Origin of the sequence: Streptomyces sp. XM83C (genome assembly GCF_023072675.1) — a bacterium.
Taxonomy (GTDB): Bacteria; Actinomycetota; Actinomycetes; order Streptomycetales; family Streptomycetaceae; genus Streptomyces; species Streptomyces thermocoprophilus.
The window spans coordinates 1-14794 of sequence record NZ_JALLGL010000157.1 but is presented as its reverse complement, the minus strand read 5'-3'; the positions used below and the strand labels follow the sequence as shown (position 1 = coordinate 14794).

13 protein-coding genes are annotated in these 14794 nt (G+C 70.0%); 4 read left to right on the top strand and 9 right to left on the bottom strand.

Features of this window, described 5'->3' with window-relative positions:
* Window positions 1-34: 34 nt before the first annotated feature.
* The 4 genes from MTQ10_RS18415 to MTQ10_RS18400 form a co-directional block, all read right to left on the bottom strand.
* Window positions 35-862, bottom strand: coding sequence for an AfsR/SARP family transcriptional regulator (locus MTQ10_RS18415; protein WP_247469477.1), 828 nt, complete (start codon window positions 860-862; stop codon window positions 35-37).
* A gap of 347 nt (window positions 863-1209) precedes the next feature.
* Window positions 1210-1887 carry a ScbR family autoregulator-binding transcription factor gene (locus MTQ10_RS18410; RefSeq protein WP_247469475.1) on the bottom strand — a complete coding sequence of 226 codons (678 nt, stop codon included), beginning with the start codon at window positions 1885-1887 and terminating at the stop codon, window positions 1210-1212.
* Between the two features lie 13 nt (window positions 1888-1900).
* Entirely contained in the window at window positions 1901-3493 is a 1593-nt protein-coding gene (locus tag MTQ10_RS18405; protein ID WP_247469473.1) for an acyl-CoA carboxylase subunit beta, read from the bottom strand.
* A gap of 241 nt (window positions 3494-3734) precedes the next feature.
* The gene (locus tag MTQ10_RS18400; protein ID WP_247469471.1) at window positions 3735-3953 is read right to left on the bottom strand and encodes an acyl-CoA carboxylase subunit epsilon; all 219 of its coding nucleotides are present in this window, start codon (window positions 3951-3953) and stop codon (window positions 3735-3737) included.
* Between the two features lie 288 nt (window positions 3954-4241).
* Between MTQ10_RS18400 and MTQ10_RS18395 the strand changes: the two genes are divergently transcribed.
* Window positions 4242-5246 (top strand): ScbA/BarX family gamma-butyrolactone biosynthesis protein, encoded by a 1005-nt coding sequence (locus tag MTQ10_RS18395; protein ID WP_247469469.1) that lies wholly within the window; start codon window positions 4242-4244, stop codon window positions 5244-5246.
* A gap of 557 nt (window positions 5247-5803) precedes the next feature.
* On the opposite strand, the gene MTQ10_RS18390 is transcribed toward MTQ10_RS18395, so the two are convergent.
* Window positions 5804-6655 (bottom strand): NAD(P)H-binding protein, encoded by an 852-nt coding sequence (locus MTQ10_RS18390; RefSeq protein WP_247469467.1) that lies wholly within the window; start codon window positions 6653-6655, stop codon window positions 5804-5806.
* A gap of 169 nt (window positions 6656-6824) precedes the next feature.
* Here MTQ10_RS18390 and MTQ10_RS18385 point away from each other — a divergent pair, with 169 nt between their 5' ends.
* Entirely contained in the window at window positions 6825-7493 is a 669-nt protein-coding gene (locus tag MTQ10_RS18385) for a ScbR family autoregulator-binding transcription factor (protein ID WP_247469478.1), read from the top strand.
* Here the strand turns inward: MTQ10_RS18385 and MTQ10_RS18380 are convergent.
* From MTQ10_RS18380 to MTQ10_RS18370, 3 genes are all read right to left on the bottom strand, one after another.
* Complete coding sequence (locus MTQ10_RS18380) at window positions 7486-9024, bottom strand: FAD-dependent monooxygenase (RefSeq protein ID WP_247469465.1); 1539 nt, start codon at window positions 9022-9024, stop codon at window positions 7486-7488. The two genes, MTQ10_RS18385 and MTQ10_RS18380, sit on opposite strands and share 8 nt — an antisense overlap.
* A 470-nt stretch (window positions 9025-9494) precedes the next feature.
* Entirely contained in the window at window positions 9495-9896 is a 402-nt protein-coding gene (locus MTQ10_RS18375; protein WP_247469463.1) for a DUF6009 family protein, read from the bottom strand.
* Window positions 9893-11404: a DNA primase family protein gene (locus tag MTQ10_RS18370; protein ID WP_247469461.1), complete on the bottom strand. Its 1512-nt coding sequence runs from the start codon at window positions 11402-11404 to the stop codon at window positions 9893-9895. The genes MTQ10_RS18375 and MTQ10_RS18370 overlap by 4 nt, the downstream gene beginning before the upstream one ends.
* Before the next feature lie 1265 nt (window positions 11405-12669).
* Here MTQ10_RS18370 and MTQ10_RS18365 point away from each other — a divergent pair.
* Together MTQ10_RS18365 and MTQ10_RS18360 are read left to right on the top strand one after the other, a co-directional pair.
* Window positions 12670-13359 (top strand): hypothetical protein, encoded by a 690-nt coding sequence (locus tag MTQ10_RS18365; protein WP_247469459.1) that lies wholly within the window; start codon window positions 12670-12672, stop codon window positions 13357-13359.
* A gap of 48 nt (window positions 13360-13407) precedes the next feature.
* Entirely contained in the window at window positions 13408-13833 is a 426-nt protein-coding gene (locus tag MTQ10_RS18360) for a hypothetical protein (protein WP_247469458.1), read from the top strand.
* A 228-nt stretch (window positions 13834-14061) separates the two neighbouring features.
* Here MTQ10_RS18360 and MTQ10_RS18355 read toward each other — a convergent pair whose 3' ends face one another.
* Entirely contained in the window at window positions 14062-14514 is a 453-nt protein-coding gene (locus MTQ10_RS18355; protein ID WP_247469456.1) for an iron chaperone, read from the bottom strand.
* Window positions 14515-14794: the final 280 nt, after the last annotated feature.

Sequence of the window (14794 nt, the reverse complement as noted above, 5' to 3'; positions counted from 1 at the left end):
TTGATAAGCACAAGGGGCGGGGGTGGGGCCGGGGTCAGCTCCCCAGGGCCACGGGCTGCCCGGCGAGCGCCGTGCCGCGGGCCGGGACGGTCTCCGGGCTGGCCAGCAAGATGGAGCGCTGAAGCCGGCGCAGCGTCGCCGACGGCTCCAGACCCAGCTCGCGCACGAGCGTGGTGCGCAGCCGCTGGTAGGCGTTGAGTGCCTCGCCGCGGCGCCCTGACCGGTGCAGGGCGACCATGTACTGGCCGTGCAGGCTCTCGTGCAGGCGGTGCCGGTTGACGAGGACGGTCAGTTCGGACACCAGCTCCCGGTGGCGTCCGAGCCGGAGGTCGGCCTCGATGCGCTGGTCCAGGGCGCACAGCCGGGCCTCGTCCAGGCGCTTGGCCTCGAGGCCGGTCCGGCTGCCGGGGGTGACGTCGGCGAGTGCGGCGCCGGTCCACAGGGACAGCGCCTCCCGCAGCCTGCGTGCCGCACCGGCGAAGTCCTCGGCATCCATGGCCCGGTAGCCCGCCCCGGCCTGCTTCTCGAACTCGCGGAAGTCGACGCGACCGCCGCGGGTGTTCAGGCGGTAGCCGCCGGGGAGGGTGACGAGGATGTCCTTGGCGGTGACGCCCTTCTCGCCGGCTTGGGCCAGGGCTTCGCCGATGAGTTCCCGCAGTTGGAGCACGTAGGTCTGCAGGGTGGTGCGGGCGCTGCGCGGCGGTTCGTCGTCCCAGAGCTCTTCGACCAGGGAGGAGACCGGGACCACCCGGTCCGCGTGCAGGGCGAGCAGGGCCAGCACCTGCCGCGGCTTCGGGGCCGTCGGTGTAACGGAGATGCCGTGCTCGCGTACCGACAGCGCGCCCAGTACTTCGATGTCCACTGCTTTCTCCCCCTCAGTCGTGTGCCGGGTGCGTACGGGTCCATGGCATGGGACCACCACTCGTAAGCCTGGACGGGTGTGCCATGGCTCTTGCTCGAGTACGATTAAAAAAACGGCACAGACGGTTTGTCAATGGGAGGTGAAGACGGCGCTCCATGGGTTCCCTTCGCCCGGCAGGTCAGAGCAACTGCGAGGCCCCCCGGAGGAGTTCCGGAGGGCCTGTGGATGCCGACGAGGAGCGCTCCGGCGGCGACGGGCGGGCCGGACGGGCGGAAGGCGCGGCACGCGTTCACAGCTCCTTCACACCGCTGCGGGAGGCCGGCGTCGGGGGCAGCGCCGTGCGGCTGTCAGTCGTCCTCTCCGCCGGCCCGTGCGGCCGGTCTGCCGCCTTGCGTGCGCCGCGCGTGGTCACCGGGCGGACCGCCGGCCGCCACGAGGCTCCCCAGCACGGGGGGCGTGGCCAGTTGGGGCAGCAGCAGCTGCCAGAACCTCGTGACGGTGCGACGCGAGAGCCACTCCGGGTCCCGTGCGCCCAGCACCTCGAACCCAGTGGTGGCCGCCACCACCGAGGAGGCCACCTGCTCGGGCGCTATGCCGTTGAGCGCGCCTTCGCCCTCGGCGCGCTTGAGGGCCTCTTCGACCCAGGCGTGCCACTGGCGGTACAGGTCCCGGCCGCCCTGACGGACCTGGTCACGGCTCAGTTCGAAGCCCGCACGCAGCACCACGTCCTCGCCGAGCCGCCGGGCGAGGCGGTGCGAGGTGTCCACCAGCATCTGCAGGGCGTTGCCGACCGCTTCCCCGCGCGCCGCGACCAGACGCTTCAGGCGTTCCGACGCGGCCTGCTCCACCGCGTCGGCCATCCCGGCCTTGCTCGAGAAGTGGAAGTGGAGCGCTCCGTTGCTCACCCCGGCCAGCGAGCTGATCGCGGCGAGCGACGCCACGCTGAAACCGTCCCGGTCGAAGACCGTGGCGGCCGATTCGATCAGTGCCTCGCGGGTGCGCAGCGCTCGTTCCTGTCTGACCATTCGGGGTGCTCCATTACTGCGGGGGGTTGCCGTGCTTGCGGGAGGGCAGGTCGGCGTGCTTCGTGCGAAGCATCGCCAGGGAGCGGACGAGCACTTCGCGGGTTTCGGCGGGGTCGATGACGTCGTCGACGAGGCCGCGCTCGGCCGCGTAGTAGGGGTGCATCAGCTCGGACTTGTACTCCTTGACCATGCGGGCGCGCATGGCCTCGGGGTCGTCGGCCTCGGCGATCTGGCGGCGGAAGATGACGTTGGCGGCGCCTTCGGCGCCCATGACGGCGATCTCGTTGGTCGGCCAGGCGTAGGTGAGGTCGGCGCCGATGGACTGGCTGTCCATGACGATGTAGGCGCCTCCGTACGCCTTGCGCAGGATGAGCGAGATCCGCGGGACGGTGGCGTTGCAGTAGGCGTAGAGCAGCTTGGCGCCGTGCCGGATGATGCCGCCGTGCTCCTGGTCGACGCCCGGCAGGAAGCCGGGGACGTCGAGGAGCGTGACGATCGGGATGTTGAAGGCGTCGCACATCTGGACGAACCGTGCGGCCTTCTCGCTGGCCTCGATGTCGAGGACACCGGCGAGGACCTGGGGCTGGTTGGCGATGATGCCGACGACCTGGCCGTCGAGGCGGGCGAGCGCGCAGATGATGTTCCGCGCCCAGCGCTCGTGGATCTCCAGGTACTCGCCGTCGTCGACGATCTCCTCGATGACCTTGGACATGTCATAGGGCCGGTTGCCGTCGGCGGGGACCAGGTCGAGCAGGTTGTCGCAGCGGCGCTCGACGGGGTCGGTGGACTCCACCCGCGGGGGGTTCTCCCGGTTGTTCTGCGGCAGGAGCGAGAGCAGGTAGCGGACCTCGGCGAGGCAGGTCTCCTCGTCGTCGTAGGCGAAGTGGCACACGCCCGAGGTCTCGGCGTGCACATCGGCGCCGCCGAGGCCGTTCTGGGTGATCTCCTCGCCGGTGACCGCCTTGACCACGTCGGGGCCGGTGATGAACATCTGCGAGGTCTCACGGACCATGAAGACGAAGTCGGTGAGGGCGGGGCTGTAGGCCGCGCCGCCCGCGCACGGGCCCAGCATGACGCTGATCTGCGGGATCACGCCGGAGGCCTTGGTGTTGCGCTGGAAGATGCCGCCGTAGCCGGCGAGCGCGGAGACGCCCTCCTGGATACGGGCGCCGGCGCCGTCGTTCAGCGACACCAGCGGCGCCCCGGCCGCGATGGCCATGTCCATGATCTTGTGGATCTTGGTGGCGTGGGCCTCACCGAGGGCACCGCCGAAGATCCGGAAGTCATGGGCGTAGACGAAGACCGTACGGCCCTCCACCGTGCCCCAGCCGGTGACGACACCGTCGGTGTACGGCTTCTTGGCCTCCAGGCCGAACCCGGTCGCCCGGTGCCGGCGCAGCTGCTCGACCTCACGGAAGGAACCCGGGTCCAGGAGCAGCTCGATGCGCTCCCGTGCGGTCAGCTTGCCCTTCGCGTGCTGCGCCTGGGTCGCCTTCTCGCTCGGGCCGGCCAGCGCCTGCGCACGGATCTCGCGCAGCTCGGCTACCCGCCCGCGCGCGTCCGTCGGTTCGGTCGCCCTTCGGGGAATGTCGTTGAGGACTGTCACTGTGCCTCCTTCCCTCATGAGCGCGACCGAACTGCACCCAGATTAATAAACCGCGCGTGCGGTTTACAAGGTTCAAAGGGGGCGCGCGCATGAATCAGCCCTGGAAAATGCGCCTTTCCGGCCACGGGCCGAAACTCCTGATCCTGCGGGGTCCCGTGGCTCGGGCAGGCAACGCCGATGCGCGGACGGGACGCCGCTCAGCCCGCCCCCGGGGCGGACGACGCGACATTGCGGACACGACCTAGCGCCAGGAGTACGGAGAGCGCCACCGCGCATCCGCGCGCTCGGGACAGCGCCACGACGGGGCGCCGTCGGCGGGCGGAGCCTTGCGGCGGGACGCGGCCGTGCGGCCGGCCGCCAGCACCGAGCACAGCACGACGGCCACCGCGGCCAGTTCATCGTCGTCCGCCTGTCCGCGCTCCACCCGTAGCTCGACGGGGATGACGTCCGCTGCGCCCATGTCCGCCCCTCTCGGTTGTGATCACCTTGCGGCACCGCGCTACAGAGCCGCTCGAACGCCGCTTGAAAGACACCGAGGCGGGCGGTTCGAGCGGCTCGATCCGGCATCGCGGCCGTGAGCTGGACGAACGGAGCGGCGCGGACGGGCTGCGCCCGGCCGCGCGCCCGCTCAGGAACCGAAGCCGCGCACGAACCCGTGCGGAGGATTCGGTTCCTCTAGAGCAAAAACCGGTTGACCCCTATTTTTTTCTCTCCGCCAGCTCATCTCCGATCGCGTCCAGGAGGAGCGATGACCGCGAGCACGTTCCAGGTGGAAGACCCGTCGATCGCAGAGACGACGGTCCAGGCCGCTCAGTCACCCTTCCCGGCAATCACCCTGCTGCCCAGCCACTTGACCAGCCACCTGACCATGACGGTCCCCAGGGAGCTGGTGCACCGCGCAGCCGTCGCCGAGGTCATGCTCACCGGCTGGCAGCGCCTCGACGACACCCGCTTCACGCTGTCCGCGCAGTGGCCGCGGGGACACAGCTTCTTCACCCCGGTGAACGGAACGCACCACGACCCGCTGATCGCCGCTGAAACGATCCGCCAGGCCGGTTCCCTGCTCTCCCACGCCGAGTTCGGTGTCCCCTTCGGCCATCAGTTCCTCATGGAGAAGCTCGCCCTCACGGTCCACCCCGACGCGCTGCGCATCGGTCACGCACCGGCCGCGCTGGACATCGACGTGGTCTGTACGGAGGTCAAGCGACGCGGTCACCGGCTGACCGGCATGTGCTACGAGACCACCGTGCGGCGCGAGGGCCGGCTCACCGCGTCGGGGCGCATCTCCTTCACCGTCATCACCCCGGCCGTGTACCGGCGGCTGCGTCCGCCGCGGGTGCTGGAGGCCGACTTCCGCCCCCTGCCGCTGACAGCCCCGGTGGCCCCGGAGACCGTGGGGCGCTTCTCGCCCACCGACGTGGTCCTCTCCCCCACCGGCGAACCGGACCGCTGGCTCCTGCGCGTGGACACCCGCCACCCCATCCTCTTCGACCACCAGGTCGACCACGTCCCCGGCATGGCCCTCCTCGAGGCCGCCCGGCAAGCGGCGACCGCGAAGCTCGGCCGGCCCGTGCTCCTCCCGCAGGTCCTCGACTGCGAGTTCGAGAAGTACGTGGAGCTGGACATGCCCTGCCTGATCGACGCCGTACGCCTGCCCGAGGCCGCGCCCGGCGACCCGGAGACGATCCTCGTCACAGGCTCGCAGGACGACCAGCCCGCCTTCCGCGCGACCCTGACAGCAGCGTCCGACTGACCGTCCGCCCGGGCCGGCTCGGTCGGCCGCCCCGGGCGGACGGAAAGGCACAACGGCCGCAGGCGCCGTGGCGCTCTGGGGGAATCGGAGGCCCCGGGGCGCCGTGCCGGCCGACCGCCGACGCGGCTCCTCCTGCCCGTCGAGAGCGGTGGCGACCTGGTCCATGACCTGCTGCCGGTGCGCCCGTGGCCGTGCGCGCGCCCGCCGGCGCCCACCAGGTGCTCCTGACGGAAACAGAGCATCGTACGAATCCCGACGGCCACCGGCCTGAGTGCGGCCCGGACCTCGGGGTGCCGGCCCCCTGCCGCCCGCCGGAGGGCGCGACGGCGGGCGCGACGGCGGGGTCCCTGGCCGGACGGGCGACCGCCTCGTCGAGGATCCCCAGGCCGCGGGCCAGGCCGGGCTCACCGCCGGTGGACGATGGCCCCCGAGTCAGCCACAACCGGTCCGCCACGACACCAGACCACCAGGTCTGCCAGCTCGTACTGGGCCTCGTACCCACGGACCGCCCGCGCCCTCCGCAGGGCCCGGGCGGCGTGGGATTCGCGCTGACCGGCCTACCGCACCGCTCCGAAGGCCGCCAGGTGGTCCTTTGCCCACGTTCCGAAGGGCCGCGCCGGGTGGCCGGTCAGGCGGAGGACGGCGTCCGTCACGCCCGCCTTGGCCCCCGCCCGCTGCCGCTCCGCCGCCGTCAGCAACGCCTCGACGACCGCAGCGGGATGGCGCGCGCCCAGCAGGACGCGCGCCCGCTGCGGGGACAGTTCCTCGAACCGCAGGGGGCGGCCCAGCAGCCGACCGAGCCGGGCCGTCTGCTCGACCGCACTGATCGGCTCCGGCCCGGTCAGGGTGTAGATCTTCCCCTCGTGGCCGTCCTCGGTCAGCGCGCGCACCGCCGCGGCTGCGACGTCCCGCGGGTCGACGCACGCGTTGGGCGACGTGCCGCACAGCGCGCGTACGACCCCTTCGGAGGCGATGGACGCCGCCCAGGACAGGGTGTTGGACATGAACGCGCGCGGGCGCAGCAGCGTCCACCGGATGCCGCTGCCGAGGAGCAGTTGCTCGTTGGTGCGCTGCCAGCGGGTGATGAGGTCGTGCGCGCCCTCGTCCTCGACGGCAGCCGCGGAGACCTTGACCACGTGCTGGACGCCCGCCGACCGCGCGGCACGCAGGAAGCCCGCGTCGTCGTCACCGCCCACCCGGCAGGTGAGCAGGAACGCGCGGCTCACTCCCCGCAGGGCGCGGTCGAGCGACCGGGGGTCGCCGTAGTCGCCGGCCACGATCTCGGCCTTGTGGGCCTCGTCCCCCAGACGCGAGGGGTCCCGGGCCAGGACCCGCAACGGAAGGCCGGCGGGCAGCCCCTTGAGCACCTCTCGCCCCAGGGTTCCGGTGGCGCCTGTCACGAGAATCACCGATGTCCTCCTCTGTGGGTGAGGCACCGGAGAGTGTGCCGCCGAGCGCGGAGTCTTGAGGCGGCGCACACCACCGGTTGTAAGATACGAACTGGGCGGTTTTTTTGAGGGAGCCGGCCCGGCGTCCTCGCCGGTCGATGTGATCTTCGAGAAGCAGGAGGACCACCACGTGGTGAAACAGGATCGGGCGATCCGCACGCGCAGGACAATCCTTCAGGCCGCGGCGAAGGTCTTCGAGGAACGCGGCTACCAGGCCGCGACCATCGCCGAGATACTCAGCACCGCCGGCGTGACCAAGGGCGCCCTGTACTTCCACTTCGGTTCGAAGGAGCACCTGGCCCAGGGGGTGCTGAACGAGCAGGACCAGCGGCTCGTGGTCCCCGACCGCGAGCGCAAGCTGCAGCAGCTGGCGGACGTGGTGCTGCTGCACGCCTACCGCCTGCAGTCCGACCCGATGGTGCGCGCGGGCGTACGGCTGACCATGGACCAGCATGCGGAGGGCCTGGACCGCAGCGGGCCCTTCGTGCGCTGGAGCGACGTCTGCCGAGAGCTGCTGGAGAAGGCGCAGGCCCAGGACGAGCTGCTGCCCCGCATCGTGCCCTCGGTGACGGCCGACATCGTGGTGAGCGCCTTCGCAGGCGTGCAGTCCATGTCCCAGGCCGTCAGCGACTACCGGGACCTGCGGCCCAGGACGTCCGAGCTGCTGCGTCATCTGTTCCCCGGCATCGGCGTGCCCTCCGTGGTGGCCCTGCTGGACCTGTCCGAGTCGCGCGGCAAGAAGGTCTACGACGAGATCCTGCGCCTGCAGGACAAGCAGCCCGCAGCCGCCGTCAGCTGAGGGCCCCCGCCCCCGCCATGGCCGGCTGCTGCACGGGCCGGCCCGGGCAGGCGCCGAAGTACAGCTCCAGCGCGTCCTGAAGGCGGTCCCCGCCCGGCCCGGAGGCCCAGGCGACGTATCCGTCCGGCCGCAGCAGCAACGCCTCGCATGTGATCTGGGGGGTGGGCTCGGCGCGGACCGTGCCGACCACCTGCGACCAGTGCTGGGCCTGTGCCAGGTGGCTGCCGTCCGCCTCGCCGAAGAGGAGGAGCAGCGGTCTGCCGGCCCGCAGCAGTCCGATCACGTCCCGCCGGCCCTTGGCGGTCCGCAGGGACACGTTCTGCAGAAACCTTCCCTCCCAGGGCGAGGACTGCCGGGTACGGCGGGGAAGGACCACGTCCTGCCCGCTGATCAGGTTGCTGAGGTGCCGGCTCATGCGGTCGGCCGCCACCACCCCGGCGAACAGGGCCTGCAGAGCGTCGGTGTCGGGCCCCCAGCGCATCAGGGCCAGCTGGGCCCGTGTGTTCTCGATGACGCGCCCGGCGGCCGGCCGGCGCTCCGCGTCGTAGGTGTCGAGCAGGCCGTCCGGCGCCAGTCCCCGCACCACGTACGCCAGCTTCCAGCCCAGGTTGAGGGCGTCCTGCAGGCCGGTGCTCAGGCCCTGGGCGCCGACCGGGAAGTGCATGTGGGCCGCGTCCCCCGCCAGGAACACCTTCCCGAAGCGGTAGGAGCAGGCGAGCTGGGCGAAGTCACTGAACCGGCTGAGCCAGCGCGGCTCCCGGAAGGCGATCTCCCTCCCGGCGATCCGGGCGAGCTCGTCGCGCAGTTCCGCCGCGGTGGGCTCCAGGCGCCGGTCGGGGTGGGCGCCGGAGCAGTCGAGGGTCTTGATGTGCGTGCCAGCGCCCGGCATGTGCCGTACGACGATCCAGCCGCGCGGGGTGCTGTGCCAGCCCGACGGCAGGTCGTCCGGGTTCTCCAGCGTCACCAGGCCGGCCAGTCCGGACGTCGTGGCACCGTACGTCTGTGTGGGGACCCCCGTCAGGTCCCGGACCGTGCTGCGCCCGCCGTCCGCGCCCACGACGTACCGGGCGGTGCACTCCACGCGCCCCGAGGGCCCCACCGCGGCGACCCGGACACCGTCGTGGTCCTGGGCGACCTCGGTCACCCAGTGCTCCCGCAGCACCCGTACGCCCGCCGCCCGCGCCCGCCGCTCGAACAGGCGCTCAAGGTCGGCCTGCGGACGTCTCAGGACGGGGCCGGGCTCGGAGGCCGGGGCGCAGATCGACAGGCCGGGTATGCCGGCGAACCGGAACGGGGCCTCGACCTCGCCGGCCTCGGCGGTCCTCGGCACCATCTCACCGAAGTACCCCCGCCTGACGAGCCCCTGCAGCGCCCGGGCATGCACCACCGAGGCCTTGGGACGCTCCGAGACCGACGCCTGCGCCTCCAGCAGGACGGTGCTCACCCCGTAGTCCCCCAACTCGGCCGCCAGCAGCATGCCGACGGGGCCTCCCCCCACGATCACGACCTGCGCCCGCAGACGACTGTTCACCGTAGGACCTCCCCTGACCTCGATGCGCGGTGGCAGGGTTCTGGGGCACGGGGTGCCCGGAGCACCCCTGATGCACGCCCTCCCCCTGGTGTGACGTACCGAAGCCGGCCCGTCTCCCCAGGAGATGCGAGCGGCTGACGCCAAGAAATATACCGAGTGGACGGTTCTTTTCAAGGGTCGTACCTTGACCACTCCGTGATCGTTCGTCCGCTGCCCGCAGGCGGCTCGAAGAGGGGGCGACGACGGGTCGCCGACGAGCCGACCGGACCCGGAAACACGGGCCTCCGTACTCCCTCCGGCCACGCTCGGGCCGGCCCATTGCGCCGCCGACGGTTCACGGTCCTTGCGCGCCGCCCCGACGTACGTGCGTGACCGGCCAGGCCGCTCGCCGACGGTGTGTCACGGTCCTCCCGGCGGACTGCGGCGCTCCCGACTCGTGGGGCGGCAGCCGGAACGCCCGGCGGCGACCGTCAGAGCGGCAGCCCGTTCTGCGGCTCCCGGGCCGCCCAGGACAGCGGGCCGCCCTCCGATCGCTCCGTCTTGCGTCCCTTGCGCCCCGGCGACAGCGTGCGCGGGTCCACGGCCTCGGCCGGCGCCCCGGTGGCGTACAGGCCCTGCGGATCGGCGTCCCGGTCGTGGGGCAGCAGCCAGAACACCCGGCGGCGGAAGGTGCCCGACGAGCGGGACGGCTTGGCCTGCGGCCCGAGCAGGGCATAGCCGACCATGCGTCCGTCGCGGTGGTAGGCGGGTTTGCCGCGCCGGGTCGGCAGCCGGTCCAGGCTCTGGCGGACGTAGTCGAGGCCGGCGATGTCCTCCAGCCAGATGAGTTCAGCCTCGTGAAGGATCTCGTCCTCTCCGATGAGAGCGCTCATGCCGTCTCCTCGTCGGCGACCAGTCCGATGCCCGGGTAGTACTTCCGCTGGTTGGACAGGATCATCTCCTTGGGCGAAGCCAGTCCCACGACCTCCCGGACCCGCGCGGCGAAGGCACGGGACGAGACGGCCGGTGCCCCGTCATTCTGGCACCAGGCCTTGTAAGCAGCGTAGAGATGAGCCTGTTCGGTCCGCAGCGAGGACTCCAGCTGGCACGATTCGCTCAGGAAGCGGCCGGTGTGGTCCTCCGTCTCGGCATAGGCGGTCGTGGCGATCCTGACCTGTTCGGGACCGGTGAGGTCGCGCTCGCCCCCCAGGTACCGGCGGGCGCCCAGCACCAGCCAGTTGAGGATGCCGGGCCCCTCCTCGGTGACGAGGACGTCCGCGAGGTTGTCGATCTTGCGGGCGTCGGAGACCACGCGTTCGAACGGGATGAGCCTCATCCGGCGCCAGAACGCGAAGCCGCCCGTGCCGACCTCGGGCCGGTGGTTGCCCAGCAGCCACAGCTTATGGGTCGGGGCGAAGCTGAAGAAGTCCTGGCGCATCCGGCGGGCCTTGATCCGGTCCCCGCCGGTGAGCAGCTTCACCCGGGCCTCGTCGAACCGGTCGCCGTGCTTGACCTCACTGCACACGATGACCCGCCGCCCGTGCAGTTCCGCGAGGTCCGTGGGATGGCCTTCGTAGGGGCGGGCCATCAGGAAGCCCGGCGGAGCCGCATCGGCGTAGTCCCCCAGCAGCTTCATCAGCACGTCCAGCAGCACCGACTTGCCGTTCTTGCCGGAGCCGAACAGGAAGGGCATCACCTGGGCGCCCACGTCCCCGGTGATCGAGTAGCCGAGCAGCAGGTGCAGGAAGCCCACCATCTCCTCGCCTTCGGGCCCGTCCCCGAAGGTGTCGGTGAGGAACCGGTGCCAGCGGGGCGTGGGCATCGGCTCCGGGGCCACAGTGGTGGACCTGGAGTGGAAGTCCGTGTGCGGATCGGGGGCCCTGATCGCCCCCGTCCGCAGGTCGACGACGCCTCCCGGAGTGCACAGCGAGTACGGGTCGGCGTCCAGCAGCGAGGCGTTGAGGACCATCCCGGGAGCGGACCTGGCCTGGACGAGCATTGCGGTCATGCCGCTGGTGCTCAGGGCCCGTCGGCGGTGCTGCTGCAGGGCTGTCGCGCTGAAGTGGCCGCGGGGGTCCGTCGTCGCCAGGGACTCGGCCAGATCACCGGCGGCCCACATCACGGTGTCGTCCTCGTCCAGCAACCACCGGGTGCCGTCCCACCGGAACCAGCCGAGCCCGGGGACGTGCCGGTAGTCACTGGCGTAGAGCCTGACGAAGAGCTTGGCGTTGCCGCGGTCGCTGAGGGTGTCCGGCAGCAGTCCCTCGGCTGTCACCTTGCCCTGCCCGCCGGCCTCCTGGGCGTCGGCTTCGTCCCGGGACCGCTGGCGGCGCTGCGCGTAGAGCTTCTCGGTGGACACGGTCTGCGGGTCGAAGAGCGTGTTGCCGTTCCCTGACGTCATGAGCGCCCTTCCGGGTGCCGCAGCGCACGGGCGGTCAGTCCGGTGCGGATGATGTCCTTGGGGCGCCGAGGTAACGCGGTCAGGTCACTCGTGCGGGAACCCTCGGTCAGTTCCCCCAGCTCAAAGGCCATCGCACCCCCCGTGAGCGACCCAAGCGACTGAACGACGAGGACAGACTAGCGAAGCAGACGGTTGGTCAAACGGCCACGCGACAACAAAAGTTTCCGGCTCCCGACGGACCAGCGACCGAGCGTAACTGCCCCAGCGACCCAAGCTTTTTCGGTCGCTCCCTCAGTCTCGGAAGAACCTGCAGGTCACAGCCACCAGAACAACGAAAAAGCGACTGAAGCGACTCAAGCCTCCTATCTATGACGCACACGCGCACGCGCAAATGTCTTCATATACCCGGACCTTGAGTCGCTTCAGTCGCTCTTCCTTCCATAAAGTCTCCCTGACCTGGTACTTCTCGTCAGCGACTGAGAGCGACCCAACGCCCGTTCGGTCGCTGGGTCTTCAGTCGCTGTCCCGATCCGGTGGTCTGAGGGCAGCGACTCAGGCACTACCGGACTTCTTGTAGTACCGGCAACAGCGACTCAAGTCACTTTGCAACGGTCGTGCAGCACCCCCCTGTGCGTCGCTGGCTGATGTTGCCCAGATATGCGTGGCTGGGCCGGGTGGGTGGCTGAGGTACCTCCGTTCGTCGGAGGTCGGCTGACTCGCCGCGGGGGTTGCCTTTCTGTGGTGCAGGTCAGAGAGGGGGGTCGTGAGCGAGAGATCCGGAGCATGGACGTGCGGTTCGAGCCACCGCCTCTTTAGTAAGAGGCCGCGCCGCTCGCATGCCTCTGACCTGCGGTTTTGCGAGGGTCATGGTGTCCTGGGGAGCACATTTCGGGGATCGGAATGTGAATGTGGCGGTCACATTTCCCCGGAAAACTCAAGCTGTGGTTGATTTTTCTCAGGGCTCGACAGTGCTCACGAAGGCGCAGGTCAGGCGCAGGTCAGGTGTCTGCCGCACAACTCCGGAGAGGCAACCTAAGGCCATAACCAAGCGCTTAGATGTGCCCTGATGAGGGCACGTTTTATCAACCTGTGCTTGAGTTCCCGGTGTAGAGGGTCGCGGAACTCAAGCTGTGCTTGAGTTCCGAGCCACCCGCGCAGCCGGGGCCTCCACGAGGCCCGGACCCGGCGTGCCGTCCACCCAAAAGACAATCAGTGCTTGATTTTTCGGCTAGTCTCTGGACCGCCTGAGTAACGAAGGAGGTCCTGTGACAGCCGATCCACCAGCACGACGACGGCCCCGAGCCGTCCCTGACGCCGCATCGGGCGACGCGGGCTTCGACGACCTCCTCCAGGTCCTCGGAGAACAACTCGCGGAAGCCACCCAGAGCAACGACCCCCGAACCCGCCGCAAGCTCAAGAACGTCACCTTCGAGTACGAGCACGACCACACAGCCGTCCACGACATGGCCGGAGACGCCGGCTACAGCCTCGCCTCGAACTGGTTCACCCAGCTCCTGGCCCAGCTCGCCGTCGCCAACTCCATCACCAAGTCGCAGCTGTGCGTGTTCCTCTACGTCGCGGGAGGACAGCAGCGCGGCACCGGCGTCGCCCAGTACACCCAGCAGGAGATCACCGACGGCCTCAACAAGATGGCCGACCAGAAGGGCGGCAAACGCATCACCCGCTCGACGGTCAACCGCGCCATCAAGGCCCTCGTGGGCTACAAGTGGATCGAGCAGCTGGGCAACGGCATGATCCAGCTCAACGTCCGCCTGTGGTTCCACGGCAACAGCAACGCCCAGCACGCGGTCCTGGAGAAGCTCGCCACCCAGCACGACCGGGACCCGGAGGCCTTCCCCCACGACATCGGTCCCCACGCCCTCCAGGAAGAGCTGGACCTCGACTTCGTCGCCCAGGAGCACCCCGACTACGGAGCGGGGAGACGCACAGGGTGATACACAAGCAGCAAGCGCTCCGCCCACCGGCACGCAGAAGGGATACCGATGGCTGAGGTCATGTCACCGGTCGTGTCCGAACGTATCTGGGCCCTGCCCGTGTCCGGGGCGACCGTCAAGTTCCTGCAGTACCTGCTCTACCGCAGCGACTTCGGAGGCCACCTGCCGGTCCGGCAGAAGGACATGGCCACCGAGTACCGCGTCACTCCGCAGGCCGTCAGCAACCTCATCGCACCCCTGTGCGAGCTGAACATCGTCCTGCGCCCCACCAACGAGGACGGCAGCCGCGGCAAGGGCAACTCGTACCGCCTGCACCCCCTGGCGGCCAAATACGCCAGCCCGCAGGACATGGAAGCGGCCTTCCGCACGGCGATCGCCAGAATCAAGGCCGGGGACCTCCCGAACCTCAAACTGCCCGCCTACGCGACCGTGCCCCCCACCGCGGACGGACGCCCGAACCTCAAGGTCGCCTGAGCGAGGTCTTCCGGACCGAGGCCGACTGACCGCCTGAGACAAAAACCGAGGCCCCGCCGGAGAACCGGCGGGGCCTCGATGCCTGAGTAGAGGTCGTGCCTCCACTATACCCAGCACTCCCCCGCTGCACCGCTGCAAAGGTCCAACCACCGAGCCGGCGTACGGCCGATACGGCAGACCAGGGAGAGGGCCGGCGGCCCCCGTCCGGGCTGACCCGGGCGACAGGCCCTAGCCGGCCGCCTGCTTCACCAGGGCCGCGATCTGCTCTTCCACCTCGGGTGTGATCTTGGTCAGGGCGAAGGCGGTCGGCCACATGGCCCCGTCGTCCAGGCGGGCCGCGTCGTTGAAGCCGAGCGTCGCGTACCGCGCCTTGAACTTCGCGGCGCTCTGGAAGAAGCAGACGACCTTGCCGTTCAGGGCATAGGCGGGCATGCCGTACCAGAGCTTCGGCGCCAGCTGCGGGGCGCTTTCGGTGACGACGGCGTGGACGCGCTCGGCCATGACCCGGTCGTCGTCCTTCATGTCGGCGATCTTCGCGAGGACGTCCCGCTCCGCCTCCGCCGCCTTCTCCGCGGCCGATCCCTTCCGCGCGGCCTTCTTCTGCTCCGCCGCGTGCTCCTTCATCGCGGCCCGTTCCTCGGCCGTGAATCCCTCGTACTCGCTCTTCTTGGTACCGCTCATGGTCACTCCAGCCCGTGGGTCAGAAAGACCGACCCTGCGCCGTGCTCGATCGAGGCCGGTCTCTGTGCTCAGTACAACATCCACTCAGCCTCAAGCACTCGAGCCTTGCTCGAGGTCCACTCGTGCCGCCCCGGCAGTGCCTTCTTTGACCGGCCTAGGTGTTCTGTCCACGGAGGTTGGTGACAGCGATCACTGACGTGTGATCTTGAAATGGGTGAGGGCCCTCTGGCTCGGTGTGGATTGCGAGATCTGCACCGGCGACCAGAAAGGCCCTCGTGCC

Bases quoted from the DNA above. Each gene is read 5' to 3' on its own strand.
- MTQ10_RS18410 (WP_247469475.1), bottom strand. From the start codon at position 1,887: ATGGTCAGACAGGAACGAGCGCTGCGCACCCGCGAGGCACTGATCGAA.
- MTQ10_RS18400 (WP_247469471.1), bottom strand. From the start codon at position 3,953: ATGGGCGCAGCGGACGTCATCCCCGTCGAGCTACGGGTGGAGCGCGGA.
- MTQ10_RS18395 (WP_247469469.1), top strand. From the start codon at position 4,242: ATGACCGCGAGCACGTTCCAGGTGGAAGACCCGTCGATCGCAGAGACG.
- MTQ10_RS18375 (WP_247469463.1), bottom strand. From the start codon at position 9,896: ATGAGCGCTCTCATCGGAGAGGACGAGATCCTTCACGAGGCTGAACTC.
- MTQ10_RS18370 (WP_247469461.1), bottom strand. From the start codon at position 11,404: ATGACGTCAGGGAACGGCAACACGCTCTTCGACCCGCAGACCGTGTCC.
- MTQ10_RS18360 (WP_247469458.1), top strand. From the start codon at position 13,408: ATGGCTGAGGTCATGTCACCGGTCGTGTCCGAACGTATCTGGGCCCTG.
- MTQ10_RS18355 (WP_247469456.1), bottom strand. From the start codon at position 14,514: ATGAGCGGTACCAAGAAGAGCGAGTACGAGGGATTCACGGCCGAGGAA.